The 18,291-nt window shown below is 36.0% G+C and carries 11 protein-coding genes; 10 read left to right on the top strand and 1 reads right to left on the bottom strand.

Annotated features, from left to right (window positions below; translation table 11 throughout):
• Nucleotides 1-54 precede the first annotated feature (54 nt).
• Complete coding sequence (locus EGI22_RS22110) at nucleotides 55-492, bottom strand: cytochrome c (protein ID WP_255070731.1); 438 nt, start codon at nucleotides 490-492, stop codon at nucleotides 55-57.
• 183 nt (nucleotides 493-675) lie between these two features.
• On the opposite strand from EGI22_RS22110, the gene ric reads away from it, so the two are divergent.
• From ric to EGI22_RS22060, 10 genes are all read left to right on the top strand, one after another.
• The gene (gene ric, locus EGI22_RS22105) at nucleotides 676-1,416 is read left to right on the top strand and encodes an iron-sulfur cluster repair di-iron protein (protein WP_255070730.1); all 741 of its coding nucleotides are present in this window, start codon (nucleotides 676-678) and stop codon (nucleotides 1,414-1,416) included.
• Nucleotides 1,417-1,418: 2 nt separating this feature from the next.
• Complete coding sequence (locus tag EGI22_RS22100; protein WP_255070728.1) at nucleotides 1,419-1,871, top strand: Rrf2 family transcriptional regulator; 453 nt, start codon at nucleotides 1,419-1,421, stop codon at nucleotides 1,869-1,871.
• 803 nt (nucleotides 1,872-2,674) lie between these two features.
• The gene (locus tag EGI22_RS22095) at nucleotides 2,675-5,761 is read left to right on the top strand and encodes a TonB-dependent receptor (RefSeq protein WP_255070727.1); all 3,087 of its coding nucleotides are present in this window, start codon (nucleotides 2,675-2,677) and stop codon (nucleotides 5,759-5,761) included.
• A gap of 24 nt (nucleotides 5,762-5,785) precedes the next feature.
• Nucleotides 5,786-7,294 carry a RagB/SusD family nutrient uptake outer membrane protein gene (locus EGI22_RS22090; RefSeq protein WP_255070725.1) on the top strand — a complete coding sequence of 503 codons (1,509 nt, stop codon included), beginning with the start codon at nucleotides 5,786-5,788 and terminating at the stop codon, nucleotides 7,292-7,294.
• A 122-nt stretch (nucleotides 7,295-7,416) separates the two neighbouring features.
• Nucleotides 7,417-10,077: a c-type cytochrome gene (locus EGI22_RS22085; protein WP_255070723.1), complete on the top strand. Its 2,661-nt coding sequence runs from the start codon at nucleotides 7,417-7,419 to the stop codon at nucleotides 10,075-10,077.
• Between the two features lie 89 nt (nucleotides 10,078-10,166).
• Complete coding sequence (locus EGI22_RS22080; RefSeq protein ID WP_255070722.1) at nucleotides 10,167-11,606, top strand: sulfatase; 1,440 nt, start codon at nucleotides 10,167-10,169, stop codon at nucleotides 11,604-11,606.
• Nucleotides 11,603-15,151, top strand: a complete 3,549-nt coding sequence (locus EGI22_RS22075) for a sulfatase-like hydrolase/transferase (protein ID WP_255070721.1) — start codon at nucleotides 11,603-11,605, stop codon at nucleotides 15,149-15,151. Before EGI22_RS22080 ends, EGI22_RS22075 begins: the two co-directional genes overlap by 4 nt.
• Before the next feature lies 1 nt (nucleotide 15,152).
• Nucleotides 15,153-16,310 carry a glycoside hydrolase family 105 protein gene (locus EGI22_RS22070; RefSeq protein ID WP_255070720.1) on the top strand — a complete coding sequence of 386 codons (1,158 nt, stop codon included), beginning with the start codon at nucleotides 15,153-15,155 and terminating at the stop codon, nucleotides 16,308-16,310.
• A 267-nt stretch (nucleotides 16,311-16,577) separates the two neighbouring features.
• The gene (locus EGI22_RS22065; protein ID WP_255070718.1) at nucleotides 16,578-17,348 is read left to right on the top strand and encodes a DUF1080 domain-containing protein; all 771 of its coding nucleotides are present in this window, start codon (nucleotides 16,578-16,580) and stop codon (nucleotides 17,346-17,348) included.
• 42 nt (nucleotides 17,349-17,390) lie between these two features.
• The gene (locus tag EGI22_RS22060; protein ID WP_255070717.1) at nucleotides 17,391-18,242 is read left to right on the top strand and encodes a sugar phosphate isomerase/epimerase; all 852 of its coding nucleotides are present in this window, start codon (nucleotides 17,391-17,393) and stop codon (nucleotides 18,240-18,242) included.
• Nucleotides 18,243-18,291: the final 49 nt, after the last annotated feature.

The following is an 18,291-nucleotide window of genomic DNA, read 5'->3' as shown; positions in this document are numbered from 1 at the left end:
TCCCAATAAGGTTAAACTTGTAAAAATCTTGTTTTTCATTTGTTTATTGTTTAATTATTTTTCACCGTCATTATGTCGCATATATTCAATAACACTTCTTGCCTCATCTGAAGTAATATTTTGGTTTGGCATTCTTACCAAGCATTCTTCCAGCATTTTCTGAGCTTCGGCATCATCTGCAAGCATCATGTCTACATTAGTAATCATGTTCACAATCCATACTGGTTTACGTCGTGTGGTTACATTTTTCCAACCTGGCCCAACTAATTTTTCTTCTGTTAGTCTATGGCAGGATGCACATTTTACGTCATATATTTCTTGGCCTGCTTTTACCATTGTTTGGTCTAATGGCGTGCTAAGGGCTAACTCTTTTACCTCTTGTCCATGGACTTCATCTTGTTTTAATAATACCGATTCATCAGTCTTTGGTGTTTCGGCCCTTTTTTCTGCTCCGCCACAGCTCCATATTATTATTGGTAAGACTGATAGCATTAAAATAATTTTTTTCATATAGCAAATGTTTATTTAAATAATAAAAGAGTTTTTTATCTTTTAACAAAAGTATTTTGGAAGCTTTAAATATTTAATGATTTAAAAGCAGTTTTTTAAATGATAGATATCATAAAATAGAAAAAAAGACCTTTATATCTTTATCAATAAATTAGGTTTGAAAAAATGGAAATTTTAGAAAAATTTGAAGGTTTGAAAGTAAGGGAAATAGTAAGAAAAAATCCAAAAGCTGCTGGGATATTTTCGGACATGGGTATTGATTATTGTTGTGGAGGAAATGTGCTTTTTACAGAAGTATGTGATTCGAAAGGTCTTGATAGTCAGAAAGTTTGGCAAACTTTAGTCGAGGTTTCTTCAGAAAGAAATGTTGAGAGTAATTTGGATTTTGATAGTTTTGACCTTGATTTTTTGGCAGATTATATTTTTAATGTACATCATCAATATTTGTATAGGAATCTTCCTGAAATTCGGTTTTTTGTAGATAAAGTCTTTAATAAACACGGTGAGCGATTTGAAAATTTGCCCGAATTGTATGAGTTATACAATGCTCTAGAAGCAGATTTAATAGGACATTTGCCAAAAGAAGAAAATATTTTGTTTCCATTTATTAAACAAATGTTGCAAGATATCCGGACCAATTCACCTGCCAAATCTCCTTTTTTTGGTACTGTGAACAACCCCATACATGTAATGCTTAACGAGCACGACGAAGCTGGAACAATTCTTCATAGGATGCGTGAAATTACAAATAATTATACTGCAGCTGAAGGTGCTTGCAATTCACACTTGGTGATGATAGACAAACTTAAAGATTTGGACAAAGATTTAATTCAACATATTCATTTAGAAAACAACATACTTTTCCCAAAAGTGATTAATTTAGAGGAAAAATATTTAGCACAATAATTATGATTTCGAAAACTTGCGGGTATGCAATTAGAGGGGTAGTTTTTTTAGCTCTAGAAAAAAATAGTGGTCGAAAAGCGGGAATACATGAAATAGCAGAAGAATTGCAGATTCCGCAGCATTTTCTTGGAAAAATATTGCAGGAGTTGGTGCGAAGGGGAATAGTTGGTTCTATCAAAGGTCCAAATGGTGGTTTTTTTGCCAATAATCATACGGTTTCTAGACCATTGATAGATGTTATAGAAGCCATAGACGGTTTGGGTATTTTCAAAAAATGTTTTTTGGGTAGAGAGGAATGTTCAGCAATTAATCCTTGCCCGCTTCATGATGAGTTTGATGGCTGCAGAAACAGTATTTTTAAAACATTCGAAACTTTAAAAATTTCAAATTTGGTTGACAAAATAGAAAGTGGTGATAGTTATTTAAATTCAATCAAAGAGCTAGAAGGTATTTGATAACAGGGTTATTATAGTGTTTATTTTTAGAGCATTCTCATTATTTGAGGACGATCTTTTTTTATTTTAGAAAATTTTTAAAAACATTAAAAGTGAATTAGAATTAAATACTGCGTGATTTATTTTTTTTCGAATAATTGATTTATCAAAAAATCATTTAATCTTGATTTTAAAATTAGTTTTCCTCTCATTTATTCAACATTAAATTGTTCAATTTTGTAAATAGATTTGGCCTTTCGGGGAATACATTTCCATTACCTTGTTGTTTATTCACCTTTTTTATTCTGTTCTTAATTTCCCTATTCCTAGCCATAAAGGAAAAGTCACTTATGATAAGTCCGAAGCATTAGAACGTGAGACCAATAATTGCTCTAATAAAGGTAATCAAACCGACCAAAAGGTCCTAACTGTATTGATTTTACCGCAAATTCTGCTTTCATTTTTAGTTTTCTCAGCTTTGAATCTCAGGAAGTGCTTTTGGAAATCAATATGAAAAAAAATAAATTGGAGGTTTATTCAAACATTTTTCGCAAATTTTTTGAGTTATTACTCTACATATAATGTAGATTAGTAAATTTTCTTCTTTTTATAATGCCGTTTAATAGTTTTTCAAACTCTATTGAACGGCATTTGTTCATTATCAATAAGTTAATTTTTTAAATATTTAAATTTATTTTTAATATTTCAGCACAGTACATGACACTTTTGTCTTTGTAAAAAGATAAGTTTATAAAAAAATCAAGAAATCTTGTTTTTTTTCTAAGAAACCTTTTCTCATTTATTCAACCTTAAATTTTTATTCTATGAACTTCAAATTTACTATTCGAAGGAATAAGTATTATTTGGCAGGTGTATTCCTGTCTTTAGTTTTATTCTGTTCTTCTTTTGCTTTTTCTCAAGTAAAAGGCAGGGTTTCAGACCAAAGTGGCGAAGGGCTCGCGGGTGTAAGTGTGGCCATAAAAGGTACATCAAAAGGTACACAATCTGATGCAAATGGTAATTACTCTCTAGAGGCTACCAATGGGTCCGTTATTACTTATAGTTTTGTGGGTTATGAAGCCAAAGATGTTACTTATAATGGTCAGAAAGAAATTAATGTTACATTGGGTGTAGATGACAACTTGCTAAATGAAGTTGTGGTTGTAGGTTATGGCTCTCAACTTAAGAAAAACGTAACTGGTGCCGTGCAAACAGTTGGTGCTAAGGAAATCAAAGATCTTCCTGTGTCTCAAATTGGGCAAAAACTACAAGGTCAATTGGCTGGTGTACAAATAAATCAGACCACAGGTAAACCTGGACAAGGAATGAACATCAGAATACGTGGTCAATTGTCAGTTTCGGCAGGTAGCGATCCTTTATATGTAATAGATGGATTTCCAATAACTGGCAATATTGGCTCTATGAACCCAGACGAGATTGAAGAAATTACAGTTTTAAAGGATGCCTCTTCAACTTCATTATATGGTTCACGTGCTGCAAATGGCGTTGTTTTGATTACTACTAAAAAAGGAAAGACTGGCTCAAATGTAAGTTTCAATGTTTTTACTGGTATTCAACAAGTTCCTGATAGAGGATTAGTGAAAATGCTTACTGCTGAGGAATTTGCACAGTTTAAAAAGGAATATTATACGGATGCAGGTCAGCCTGTTCCTGCTGAGTTTCAGAACCCTTCGCAGTATGCCAATCAAAACAATGACTGGTATGGTGCGTTATTAAGAAAAGCTCCATTACAAAGTTATAATTTGAGCCTTTCAAATAATACAGGAAAATCAAGGACTTCGGTAGTTGCGGGAGTTTTTAACCAACAAGGGGTAGTTATTAATAATGAATACAAAAGATATTCATTAAGAATTAATAATGAATACGATGTATCTAATAAGGTAAAAATCGGATTTAATGTTGCACCTCAATACGTATTTGACAATACACCAAGAACTGATGGAGATAGAGGAACAGGTATTTTGTTTAATGCTTTGCATACTTGGCCAGTTATGCCAATTTACGATTCAAATGGTGATTTGACACTCTTTAATAGATTTCCTGCAAGCACTGGGAATATTTTTGCCTATCCTAACTGGGTGAGGGCTGCAAACGAATTGGTAAATGAAACAACCACTACAAATTTGATTTCAAACGCCTATATTCAATACCAACCTATTAAAGGCTTAACCTTGAAGTCTACCTTTAATGTTGAAATGCTTAGGTCTAAGTTTTTCTTCTTTAATCCTTCAACTGCCACTTCAGCTATCAATGTGGCAATTCCTACCACAGCAGTTTCAATTCGTCAAAATGTGGAAAGTTTAGCTTGGTTGAATGAAAATTTGGCTACTTATACTAGAAGTTTCAATGATCATAACTTTGAACTTTTGGCTGGTTTCTCAAATCAAAAATTTACTGAAGAAAGTACCAGAATTCAAGCAGATACTTATTCTGACGATAGATTACCAACTGTTCAGGGTGCTATCAATATCAATAGAGGTGGTACAAATACGGGTGTTCAAGAATGGGCCCTTACCTCTGTATTGTCGAGATTGACATATAACTATAAAGGAAAATATCTTTTCACTGCGGCTGTCAGAAGAGACGGTTCATCGCGTTTTGGTTCGGACAATCGCTGGGGTACATTTCCTTCGTTTTCAGCAGGCTGGGTTATATCTGATGAAAGTTTCTTAAAAGACATACAAAAAATATCTTTTGCTAAGCTTAGAGCAAGTTATGGTGTAATTGGAAACAACAACATCGGTAATTATACATCATATGCATTGGTAAATAATACGGTCAATGCGGTTTTCGGGAATACGGTTGCTCCCGGAGCAATTGTTTCTTCGCTTGCTAATACGAATTTGGGCTGGGAGACTACCAAACAATTCGATATAGGTCTAGATTTAGGTATGTACAATGACAGAATCACTTTTGTATATGATTACTATACAAAAAATACCACCAATCTATTATATAGTGTTCAAATTGCTCAAGAGTCAGGATTCTCTAATTTCAATGACAACATTGGAGAGATTAAGTTTTGGGGTCATGAGTTTGCTTTGAATACAAAAAACACGACAGGGAGATTCAAATGGAGCACAAATGCCAATATTTCTTTTAATAGAAATAAAGTAATTGCGTTAGCTGACGGTATAGATAGAGTTTATGGGCTTTTTCACATTACAAAAGTGGGTTATCCTTTTGGACAGTTTTATGGTCATATAGCTCAGGGAGTTTATCTTAATGAGGCAGATTTGAATAGCTCACCGCAAGTACCAGGAAGGTCTACGGTAGGAAGTATTAAACTAACTGACCAAAATGGTGATGGAATAATAACTAACGGGGGTAATGAGGACGACAGGGTAATAATGGGAAATCCTTTCCCAACATTTACTTATGGAATTACCAATAGCTTTTCTTTTGGGAAATGGGATGCTAGTATAATTGGGTCTGGATCGCAAGGAAATCAACTTTTGGTACGTCACTTGTATAGTACTGCCAACCTCGACGGTGTATTTAATATGGTGGAAGGTGTAAAATACAGATTCCGTTCGGTAGATAATCCTGGTTTAGGTATGTATGGCACAACAGTAGGAGGTGGAAATGTGACGGGTATAGAAAGAGACTGGATGAATAGCAGATTTGTAGCGGATGCATCTTTCTTTACTATTAAAAATGTAACAGTTGGTTACACAATTCCGAAAATCAGTAAGGTGTTTAAATCGGCCCGTGTGTATACTTCGATTCAGCAATTGTATGTATTTACCAAATATTGGGGAGGTCCAAATCCAGAAACAAGTGCACAAAGGGATGGAAATGGAGACGGAGGCAACTTAAGCCCGGGAGTGGATTTATCAAACTATCCGGTACCACGTACTTTCACTATAGGAGCCAACTTGAATTTTTAATTAAAACCTTAATCGAAAAAAGAAATGAAAAAATTAATAATAACAGCGGCCTTTGTAGTTTTTGGTCTGATAAGCTGCAAAGAAGGCTTTTTAACGGTAGTTCCTGAAACAAACTTAAGTTCGGCTACATTCTTTAAAAAAGAAGCAGACTTCCAACAGGCAGTAAATGCCGCATATGTGCCACTGCGAAATATCGTAAACGATAGAGCTTGGCTTTTGGGGGAAATGCACTCTGACAATACCTACTATTCTCGGAATATTCTTTTTGGAGCCACTGAGCAGCAAGAAGATATAGCTGATTTTGCGGTACCCACTGCCAATGGCGTAACATCAAATACCCATGTTTTGAATCAGTATAGGCTTGATTATCAAATAATAGCAAGGGCAAATCAGATTTTAACATTAATTGATGATGTTGATTTTGCTGCAGATAGTAAAAATAATTTGAAAGGTCAAGCTTCCTTTCTTAGAGCATTTGCATATTTTGAATTGGTGAGGTATTTTGGAAAAGTGCCTTTGCATTTAGAGCCAGTTACGGTTCGTCAAGAAGCGGCCCTACCTTTGGCTTCTGTGGATGAGGTTTATGCACAAATTATTCAAGATGCTACTTTTGCAGCATCCAACCTTTTGCCAAAATCAAAACAAGAAGCTGGTAGAGCTACATCTGGAGCAGCTAAAACATTGTTGGCAAATGTTTATGTAGTTCAAAAGAAATGGGCTGAGGCAGAAACTTTATTGAAAGATGTGGTAAATAGTGGTGAATATGCATTGATGCCAGATTATAACGATGCGTTTTCTACTACTACTGGCAATAAAAACAATAAAGAATCGGTGTTTGAGGTTCAGTTTCAAGAAGGTTCCGCAGGTTATAATGGAAGTTTGATTTATAATTTCTTGCCACGACCAATGAGTCCTGAAGAATTAAAGCCTATTTCTGGAACTTCCAATCCGCAACCATTAACAGGTGAAGGAAACAATACACCAACACCTGATGTGATTGCTGCCTATGAGAGTGGTGATTTAAGGAAAGATGCCTCTGTAGGCTATGTAACATTAAGTGGTAGCTTAAGAAGCAACAAGGTTTATCCTTACATTAAAAAGTTTGCAAAAACCCACTCATTGCATGGAAATACTGGTAACAATTGGCCAGTTTATCGTTATTCTGAAGTTTTGCTTTTCTTAGCAGAAGCTCAAATGGAGCAAAGTAAATTAGGTGAAGCAGCTGCATCATTGAATCAAGTTAGAAGTCGTGCAGGCTTGGCCAATACTACAGCCAGCTCTCAAGCTGACTTAAGAAATCAAATATACCAAGATCGCCGTTCTGAGCTGGCTTTTGAAAACAAACGCTGGTTTGACTTGGTAAGAACTGGAAAGGCCATTGAGACGATTACCGCTTATGGAGCTAGAATTAAAGCCAATCCTTTAGATTATTATTATCCAGAAGGAGCTTTGCCAAGAAGTAATGCCTTTAGTAATATCACTGAATTATATGCTTTACCTGCGGATGAAGGAGCTCTTTCTCCTAATTTCTAATTGAATTTAAATAATCTTCATGCTTCACAAGAAAAATATTTAGCTTTCCTGTGAAGCATGTTGTTTTTATTCATAATTTAAATGTTTAAATAAAAAACTTTATGTTATTCAACCTAAAAACTATGAAATTTGCTTTGGCTATTCTAGCCTTTGCCTTTGCCGCTTCATTTACTATTAATAAAAGGCCATATTCAAATGCCAAAATTGAAGATGACCCTAAAATTAAAAAACTTAGACTCTCAGAAGGCTTTGCTGCGGAGCATATTTATAGCCCTTCAGCCGAAGAAAAAGGCTCGTGGGTTGCTATGGCTTTTGATGATAAAGGCAGATTAATTACCTCCGATCAATATGGTAAACTTTACAGATTGAAAATACCACCAATTGGTTCTACTTCCGTTAAACCAGAAGTTGAAAAATTGAAAATTGGCTCAGATGTAGGTGCTGACACAATGGGCATGGGCTATGCTCATGGGCTATTGTATGCTTTCAATAGTCTTTATGTTATGATCAATAACAACAAAAACAATAAGACATTTACACGCCATAGCGGTTTGTATAGGCTTCAGGATACCAATGGTGACGATCATTTTGACAAAGTTACGCTACTAAAATCTATGGACGGCGATGGTGAACATGGTCCACATAGCATAAAATTGTCACCGGATGGAAAGTCTCTTTTTGTAATTTCTGGAAATCATACGGATGTGCCACCAATGGATGCATATCGTCTGCCTAAAAACTGGCAAGAAGATAATTTATTCCCATTGATAAAAGACCCAAGAGGGCATGCAAATGATCGCATGGCACCCGGCGGATGGATAGCGAATGTAGACCCTGAAGGCAAACATTGGGAGTTGATAAGTGCTGGTTATAGAAATGCCTTTGATATAGCCTTTAATGCTGAAGGTGATTTGTTTGTTTACGATGCGGATATGGAATGGGACTTTGGTTTGCCTTGGTATCGCCCAACTCGTATCTGTCATGCCACATCGGCCAGTGAGTTTGGCTGGAGAACTGGAAACAGTAAATGGTCACCAACTTATCCTGATAATCTGCCTCCAGTTATTAATATTGGTCAAGGCTCGCCTACCAACTTGATTCATCTAAAAGATGCAAAGTTCCCAGCTAAATACAAACATACGCTTTTGGCTTTTGATTGGAGTTTTGGTATTGTACATGCTATAAACTTAAAACCTTCTGGCTCTACTTATTCTGGTGAACGAGAAGAGTTTTTATCTGGTTTACCCTTACCATTAACTGACGGTGTAATTGGGTCAGACGGAGCATTGTATTTTATGACAGGTGGAAGAAGACTAGAATCTGACCTTTATAGAGTTTCTTATGTAGGAAAAGAAAATACAGATGCAATCCCAGTAGAACCAATTAATGCAGCGAATGCCTTAAGAAGGAATTTGGAGAAATTCCATACAGGTGGACCAAATCCTGATGCTGTGAAAACCGCTTGGCCACATTTAAAAAGCACCGACAGGTTTATCAGATATGCAGCAAGATTAGCTTTGGAGCATCAGCCCGTAGAAGAATGGCAAAGTTTGGCTTTGGCCGAAAAAGACCCAATTGCCTCAACGCAGTCTTTGATATCTTTGATAAGAATGGGTAAAGGAGATAAGCAAAATGAAATCATAAATGCATTATTGAAAATCAATTATAAATCACTTTCAGAAAGTCAAAAGATTGATTTATTAAGAGCTTATGAGTTGGCATTTTTAAGAATGGGCATGCCTACCGAGGCAAATAAAGCTAAAATTGTTGCTAGTTTGAATCCTAGTTATCCCGGGGAAACAGCAGAATTAAATAGAATGTTGAGTAAAGTTTTATTGTATTTAGATGCACCAGGAGCTATTCAAAAAACTTTAACATTGATGAAGCTTAAGAGTGAGCCAGGTAGCAATGCCAACATGTTGGAATCAGCAACCAACTCGAGTGATTTGATACTTAGAAGTACGCAATATGGAGGGGATATTGCGAATACTTTAGCCAATTTGCCTCCTATGCAACAAACTTATTATGCCAATGTATTAAGCATGGCGAAAAAAGGTTGGACACCTGCACAAAGAGAGACCTATTTTAAATGGTTCAATAATGCATTTTCCTATAAAGGAGGAAATAGTTATGTAGGCTTTATTGATCGTTCAAGGAAGTTAGCTTTAAAGAATGTTCCGGAAGATAAAAAATCGTACTTTGATAAATTGTCTGGTGCAGAATTATTGTCAAGCAATGGTAACAACCTTGTTTCTTCGGCTTATCCTAAAGGACCTGGTAGAAACTGGAGAGTAGAAAATGGTCTCCCTATACTCGAAAAAGGCCTTACGGATAGAGATTTTGAGCAAGGAAAAGCAATGTTTGCAGCCACTACATGTAAAGCCTGTCACACTATGAGAGGCGAAGGTGGAGCAACTGGTCCAGATTTGACACAGTTAGGAACTCGTTTCTCTGCTAAAGATATGCTTGAGGCAATAGTTGACCCTAATAAAGCTGTCTCAGACCAATATGCTGCGACCCAGTTCACGCTTAAAAATGGTAATTCAATAGTTGGTAGATTGGTAAACGAAGATAAATTGGCCTATTATGTTTCTCAAAATCCATATTCTCCTGAGACACTTGAGAAAGTTTTGAAAAAGAATGTAGCTTCTACTAAGCTTTCGAATGTATCCATCATGTTCCAAGGTTTAATAAATAGCCTTAATGAAGAAGAATATAAGGATTTGATGGCCTATTTAATGGCAGGTGGAAATGAGAAAAATGCCATGTTTAAGGCAAAATAAATAGTGTAATTATATGATTTTTTGAATGTTCGACACCTAAGCTTTTTAAGCTTAGGTGTTGACTTTCATATATTAAAATCAAAAAGACTATGAATAAGTTAAAATGCTTTTTCTATATCATACTTATAGCATATTCTCAGCTAATATTTGCTCAAAAAAAACCTAATATCCTTTATGTTTTAGTAGATCAATGGCGAGCTCAAGCTACTGGCTATGCTGGGGATAAAAATGTGATTACTCCAAATCTTGACCGTTTGGCTTCTGAAAGTATCAACCTAAAAAATGCGATTTCTGGCACGCCTGTTTGTACACCTCATCGTGCTTCGCTTATGACAGGGCAATATCCTCTCACCAATGGCATGTTTATGAATGACGTATTGTTGGATACCAATGCTACAACAATGGCCAAAATTTATAGGCACGCGGGTTATACTACTGGATATGTAGGCAAATGGCATATAGATGGGCACGGAAGGAATAGCTATATTCCTCCCACTCGCCAACAAGGGTTTCAATATTGGAAAGCATTAGAATGCACACACAATTATAATAATTCTGACTATTATGTTGGAAATTCAAAAAAGAAATTGACTTGGGAGGGCTATGATGTAATTGCCCAAACTGAGGATGTTTGTGCATATTTGAAAAAACAAGCCGCTCAAGAAAATCCTTTTTTGATGTTTATTTCTATTGGTAGCCCACATGATCCTTATCAGTCAGCACCTGAAAAATATCGTAAATTGTATGAAAACAAGGATTTGGAAGTTAATCCAAACGTTCCCTCCGACAAGGTTGAAAAAGTAAAAAAAGACCTTTTGGGCTATTATTCACATATTACGGCAATTGACGAATGCATAGGCAAAATGTGGCAGACTTTGAAAGATTTAGGAATTGAGGAAAACACAATAATTGTTTTTTCTGCAGATCATGGAGATTTGTTAGGGGCTCATGGTGCTTGGAATAAACAACAGCCTTATGCCGAAAGTATACGTGTGCCATTTTTAATTCATTACCCAAAATTATTTGGAAAAACGCCAAAGAGCATACCTGCATTAATTAATTCTCCGGACATCATGCCTACGCTTTTAGGACTTTCTGGTATAAAAATCCCAAATTCCGTTGAAGGAATTGATTTTGCTGGAGTATTAAAAGGTACAAAAAAAGACAAAATTTCACAAACTTTGATAGCATGCTATCAGCCTTTTGGACAGTGGGATAGGCGAAAAGGTGGTAAAGAATACAGAGGTGTTTATACTGGAAAATACACTTACACAAAAGACTTAAATGGCCCTTGGTTGCTTTTTGACAATGAAAGTGACCCTTTTCAACTTAACAATCTTGTTGGAAAGTCTGAATATGAAAATGTCCAAACCAAATTAGAAAAAGCGTTAAAAATAGAATTGGCCAAAAGGAAAGATGAATTCCGACCAGGTATGGAGTACATTAAAAAGTGGAATTACGTAGTAGATGAAACAGAGACTGTGCCCTATATTAAAATGAATTATGAAGGTAAACCTATAGTAGAGTGAAAAAAAAAGTGGAGAAAGGAATTTTAGTATTAATTGTATTTTGCAGTATAGTTTTAGGGTTTTCTTTTAAAACAAAGCATTCCGTTTACCCAAAAGACGAAAGGCCAAATATAATTTTCATTCTAACTGATGATCACCGAGCGGGTGCTTTAGGTTATGCTGGAAACAAATATGCCATAACACCAGAAATGGATAAATTGGCTAGGGAAGGGGCGTACTTCAACAAGGCAATGGTTACTACGCCTATTTGTGCGGCAAGTCGGGCAAGTATACTGAGTTCAATGCAGGAGCGTACACATAAATATACTTTTCAGACAGGCAATATTCGGGATGAATATATGCAAACGGCCTATCCTAAACTCTTAAAAAATCAAGGCTATTATACTGGTTTTTATGGAAAATTCGGTGTGAAATACGATGGTCTTAATCAACAGTTTGATATTCACGAAGACTATGACCGAAATGTGAAGTTTCCAGATAGAAGAGGTTATTATTACAAAACAATTGGAAAAGATACTGTGCATCTTACCAGATATACTGGTCAAAAAGCCATAGATTTTATCAAAGATGCTCCAAAGGAAAAACCCTTTTGTTTGTCTTTGAGTTTTTCAGCACCCCATGCCCACGACAATGCCAAAGAGCAATATTTTTATGATGAGTCTACCGCTCATTTGCTGGAGAACACAACAATTGATCCACCACTATTAGGAGAAGATAAGTATTTCGATGCCCTACCCGAAGGCGTTAAAGCGGGTTTCAGCCGATTAAGATGGACTTGGAGGTTTGACGAACCTGAGAAATACCAAAAAATGGTAAAGGGCTATTACAGAATGATTGCTGGTATTGATTTGGAGATTGCTAAAATAAGGGCTGAGTTAAAGAAGCAAGGCCAAGATCAAAATACGGTAATTATTCTAATGGGAGATAATGGGTATTTTTTGGGCGAAAGGCAGATTGCGGACAAATGGTTAATGTATGACAATTCCATCAGAGTACCTTTAATTATTTTTGATCCCAGAGTTAAAAAACACCAGGATATTGAAGAAATGGCTCTTAATATTGACATTGCTGCTACCATTGCCGATTTGGCTGGCGTAAAGTCACCCAATGTTTGGCATGGCAAAAGTCTTTATCCTTTGGTAAGCGGAAACGCTAGTTCGATGAAAAGAGATACTGTCTTAATCGAACATTTGTGGGAGTTTGACCAGATTCCGCCCAGTGAAGGACTCAGAACCCTGGATTGGAAGTATTTTAGATATGTCAATAATAAAACCCAAGAAGAATTATATCATCTAAAGTCTGATTCACTTGAAAAGGTAAATTTGGCAAAAAACAGTAATTACTTTGAAAAACTGAAAGAGCTAAGGAGTAAAACAAATCTGCTAACTGAAAAATATAAAGACCCCTATTCGGGAGTGCCTACTGGTTTGATGGTGGAGTTTATAAGACAACCTGCCCATACATTACTTAATGATAAAACCCCTGAATTTGCTTGGATAGTTCCGAAAGAAGCCGTAAATCAGTCAGCATTCCAAATTCTTGTAGCCTCATCAAAAGAAAATATCGATGCAAATATTGGTGATGTTTGGAATAGCCAACAAGTACGAAGCAATCAGTCTTCTAATGTTGTTTTTAAAGGGAATGAGCTAAAGTCAGGTAGCCAATATTTTTGGAAAGTCAGAATATGGGACAACGATAATAGAACCGGAGAATATTCTGAAAGTCAAAGCTTTAGACTTAATAGCGATTTTGGTTCAATTTCTACTTCCAACATTTTTCAAATAGAAAAAAATCACCCCCAAGTTTTCAAAAAAACAAGTGACGATTCCTATTTTGTAGATTTTGGAAAAGCGGCTTTTGCCAACCTTGAACTGACCTATTCTTCTCGAAAAAAAGACACTTTAATAATACGAATCGGGGAGCAATTAGAAAACAATGTCATTAATAGAAAGCCAATGGGGCATATTCGATACCAAGAAGTAAAATTGCCGGTACAGAAAGGTACCAAAACCTACCAACTACAAATAAAGCCTGATGAAAGAAACACTAAGTCTATGGCTGGGGCGGTTATTTTGCCTGATTCTTTTCCAGTTTTATTGCCATTTAGATATTGCGAAATAGCAAATGCAAAACAAAATATTTCTTCAGAAAACATCATTCAAAAAGCCTACTTTAGCTATTTTGAAGATAGTCAAAGTAGCTTCAATAGTTCGGACACCATTTTAAACCAAGTGTGGGATTTGTGTAAATACACCATAAAAGGGAGCTCGTTTTCAGGTCTTTATTTGGACGGCGACCGCGAGCGAATTCCTTATGAAGCAGATGCTTATTTAAACCAGCTCAGTCATTATGCAATTGATAGAGAATACGGCATAGCTCGTAAAACCATTGAGTATTTTATGGAGCATCCCACTTGGCCTACAGAGTGGCAGTTGCATGTTGCTCTAATGTTTTATCAAGATTACATGTACACGGGCAATACTGAGCTAATCGCCAAATATTATGAGCAATTGAAATATAAAACATTAATGGATCTAGCTCGGGAAGATGGCTTGATAAGTTCTACTTCACCCAACAATACACCAGAATTCATGCAGAAGCTTGGTTTTAAAGACCCAAAGATTCAATTGAAAGATATTGTAGATTGGCCGCCAGCTCAGAAGGACACCGGTTGGAAGATAGCCACTGCCGAGGGCGAACGTGACGGCTATGTTTTTACGCCTATCAACACTGTGGTAAATTGTTTTTATTATAAAAACATGGAGATAATGGCTGAGTTTGCACGTGTTTTAAATAAGACAGAAGATGAAAGTAAATTTAAACTATTGGCTTTTAAAGCTAAAAGTGCGATAAATGAAAAGCTTTTTGACGAAAAAACGGGTGCTTATACAGATGGCGAAGGTACGTCACATAGTTCGCTCCATGCCAATATGATGGCTTTGGCCTTTGATATTACTCCAGAAAAGAATAGACAGTCTGTAGCAGATTTTATAAAGTCCCGCGGAATGGCATGCAGTGTGTATGGTTCGCAATACCTTTTGGAGGCTTTGTATAATGCCAAAGAAGCTGATTATGCATTAAGTTTAATGACAGCAAAAAACGACCGAAGTTGGTATAACATGATAAAAGTGGGCTCTACAATGACTTTGGAAGCTTGGGATATTAAATACAAACCTAATCTTGACTGGAATCATGCCTGGGGTGCAGCACCTGCAAATATTGTTGCTCGAAATATGTGGGGCATTCAGCCAAAAATTCCTGGTGGTGGTATTATTACTATCATGCCACAGCTGGCCAATTTGGAGCATTCCGAAATTTTAGTGCCTATGTTAAAAGGTACGATATCAGCTAAATATCTTAGAAAAAGTAAACTCAATCAAGTTTATGAAATTGAAATTCCAGCCAATGTTTCAGCTGAATTGTATTTGGATATTTCACCTAATGACATGGTTTTTTTGAATAAAGAAAAAGTAGATACACGTTTTGGGAATATCAGACTTTCTTCTGGAATTAATAAAATTGAGCTAAGAATTAATACATTTTAAAATGGAATACAGCAAATCTTATACTTGCTCGTTTAGGGTTTTTAGAAATATAGTATTTGTGATAATATTACTTGTTTCTTTTGTTTTACAGTCTTGCAAAACTAGCCAAAAAGCTAGTAAAGGGTATGATAAAAGTGATATTGAAATAGCGATGGTAAAAGCCATGCAATGGCAAGAAAAAAATCATAAATATGGTAAAGGCCCAACAGATTGGACCAACGGGGCTTTTTATTCTGGAGTTATGCGGGCTCATAAAGCCACTAAAAATCCTGTTTTTGAGGAGGCAATGGTCGCAATCGGTAAGAGTAACCAATGGAAAACACACGACAGGTATTTCCATGCTGACGACATTGCCATTTCTGCTGCTTACGTTTATCTAAAGTCCATTGGAAATCCCGAAGTGGATCTCCAAGCTACTGACACGTGGATTTACGAACATCTTTATCAACCACAAGATTGGAAAGAAGGAAAAGGGAACGCCGAACAGAAAATTTTGTGGTGGTGGTGTGATGCATTATTTATGGCTCCTCCTGTTTTAGTTCAATATTCAAACCTTCACAAAGACCAAAAGTATCTGGAAGAAATGCATAAATATTACACAGAAGCCTACAATTACCTCTATGATAAAGAAGAAAAATTATTCTATCGGGACAATCGGTTTTTTATTAGAAATATGCCTACAGACAAGAGGGAACCTAATGGTAAAAAAGTGTTTTGGTCAAGAGGGAATGGTTGGGTTTTGGCTGGCTTAGCACTTATTTTAGATAGTATGCCCAAAGATTATGTACATCGACCTTTTTATGAAAATTTGTATAAAGAAATGATTGTGAAAGTTGTAGGCCTCCAACATCCTGATGGACTTTGGAGAACAAGTTTACTTTGTCCAGAATCTTTTCAATTTGGAGAAGCAAGTGGAAGCGGTTTTTTTACTTTCGCTATAACCTGGGGATTAAACAAAGGCATTCTTGATGCCAAAACCTACAGACCCGTGGTAGATAAAGCATGGAGGGCTTTGGCTGCTTGCCAACAAGCTGATGGCAAAATAGGGTGGGTGCAAGCAATCGGTTTTGACCCAAAACCTGCTGACAAAGATTCATGGTTTAACTTTGGAACGGGGGCTTTTTTATTGGCAGGTAGCGAAGTTTATAAACTTAAATAAGCATGCCTATTTACCTTTCAAAACAAAGACAGAAATATTGATGAGCATCAAAATATTTTGAATTTTAATTTTCAAATTAATTGCAATGTGAAAAAAGCACTATCTATAAACTGAAAAGTATTGGAGCTTTATTAATATTTTTTAAAAAATGTAATTTTTCAATAAATATTATACTATTATTTATATCTTTAATTCCTCGAAGGAATTAGATAAACAGAAAAAATCTTTTTTTTAATTATCATATTCAACCATTTATAAAACAATAAAATGAAAACATTTATTAAGTATTTTTCTCTGATTTCTTTGAGCGTTTTTATTATTATTTCTTGCAAATCTTCTCAAACTACAAGTAGCTCTGAGAAAGGATTCAAAACTATTTTTGATGGTAAAACCTTAAATGGTTGGCAAGGTGATACTAAATATTGGCGTGTCGAAAACGGCAATATAGTAGGTGAAATTACACCTGAAACCTTATTGAAAACCAATTCATTTCTGACGTGGCAAGGAGGAGAACCAGCAGACTTTGAACTTCGTGCTGAGTTTAACATTACAGAAAAAGGCAATTCGGGTATCAATTATAGAAGTGTAGTTTTTCCGGATGCTCCAAATGCCTTGAAAGGCTATCAGGCAGATATTGATGGTGCAAATCGCTACACTGGTCAAAATTATGAGGAACGTGGCCGTACTACCTTGGCTTATAGAGGTCAGATTACAACTATTAGCCCGCAACCGAATAGTATGACCAAAGAAGAAGTTAGGGCAAAAGTGCAAAAAAATGCTTGGACGGATTTGAAAGTTACGGGTAGCTTGGGCGAAAACGAAGATTTGAAAGCAAAAATAAAAGCTGAAGATTGGAATGAAATTCGTTTGGTGGTAAAAGGTAATCATTTGCAACATTTTGTAAACGGCATTCTTATGAGTGATGTGACAGACCTTGACACAGAAAATGGGAAATCTAAAGGACTTTTGGGGGTACAAGTACACGTTGGACCGCCAATGAAAGTTCAGTATAGAAATGTTAGAATTAAGAATTTGTAATAAAACAATTTCGGTTTTTTTGATAAAATATAGGGTATCAGTATGGTAAAAGTTGGTTTTAATGTATTGGCATGGTCAGCCAATGTTTCTGAGGATTTGTTTCCAGTAATAGAAAGAATAAAAAAGATTGGTTACGATGGAGTTGAATTTTTTGTCGGTGGTGCAGAACATGAAAACTGTCTGAAAGTGGGTAGATTTTGTCAAGATCTAGGACTTGACGTAACCACAGTAACGGTTGTAGATAAAGACACCAATCCAATAAATGCCTCAGCGGAAATTCGTGCAAAAGGATTGGATGCCATAAAAATAGCCATTGACCGAACCCATGATTTAGGAGGAAGCCTCCTTTGTGGCCCTATTCATTCTGCCCATGCTTATTTTGAGGCCCATCCGGCTTTAGATGAAGAATATAAACGTGCCGCAGAAGTATTATATCAAGCAGGTGAATATGCCAAACAAGCCAATATTGTATTAGGTCCAGAAGCTCTCAACCGATTTGAATCTTACCTCTGCAATACCATGGAGCAGTTGGCAAGACTCGTAAGAGATACCAACCACCCAAATGTAAGAGCGATGTTTGACACCCACCATGCCAATATGGAGGAAAAAAAATATGAAACGGCCATAGAAACAATAGCTCCATACTTGCACCATGTGCATATCAGCGAGAATGACCGTGGCACACCTGGGGAAGGTCATATTCAGTTTGATGCTACTTTCGCTACCCTTAAAAAAATAGATTATTCAGGTTATCTAACCATAGAAGCATTCTCTAGAAACGACCCAGATTTTGCCAATGCTATTGGTGTTTGGAGAGAATATAACGCCCCATGGGATATTGCAGAAAATGGCTATACTTTCATTAAAATGATGTGTGAGAAGCACCAATTATAGCCATATTTTTTAATTTAATTTTATATTAAAATCTTTGTAAATCAGACTA

The sequence above is a fragment of the Lacihabitans sp. LS3-19 genome (assembly GCF_024343575.1).
Classification (GTDB): Bacteria; Bacteroidota; Bacteroidia; order Cytophagales; family Spirosomataceae; genus Leadbetterella.
The sequence above is the reverse complement of the archived record's forward strand: the minus strand, read 5'-3'. Positions and strand labels throughout refer to the sequence as shown.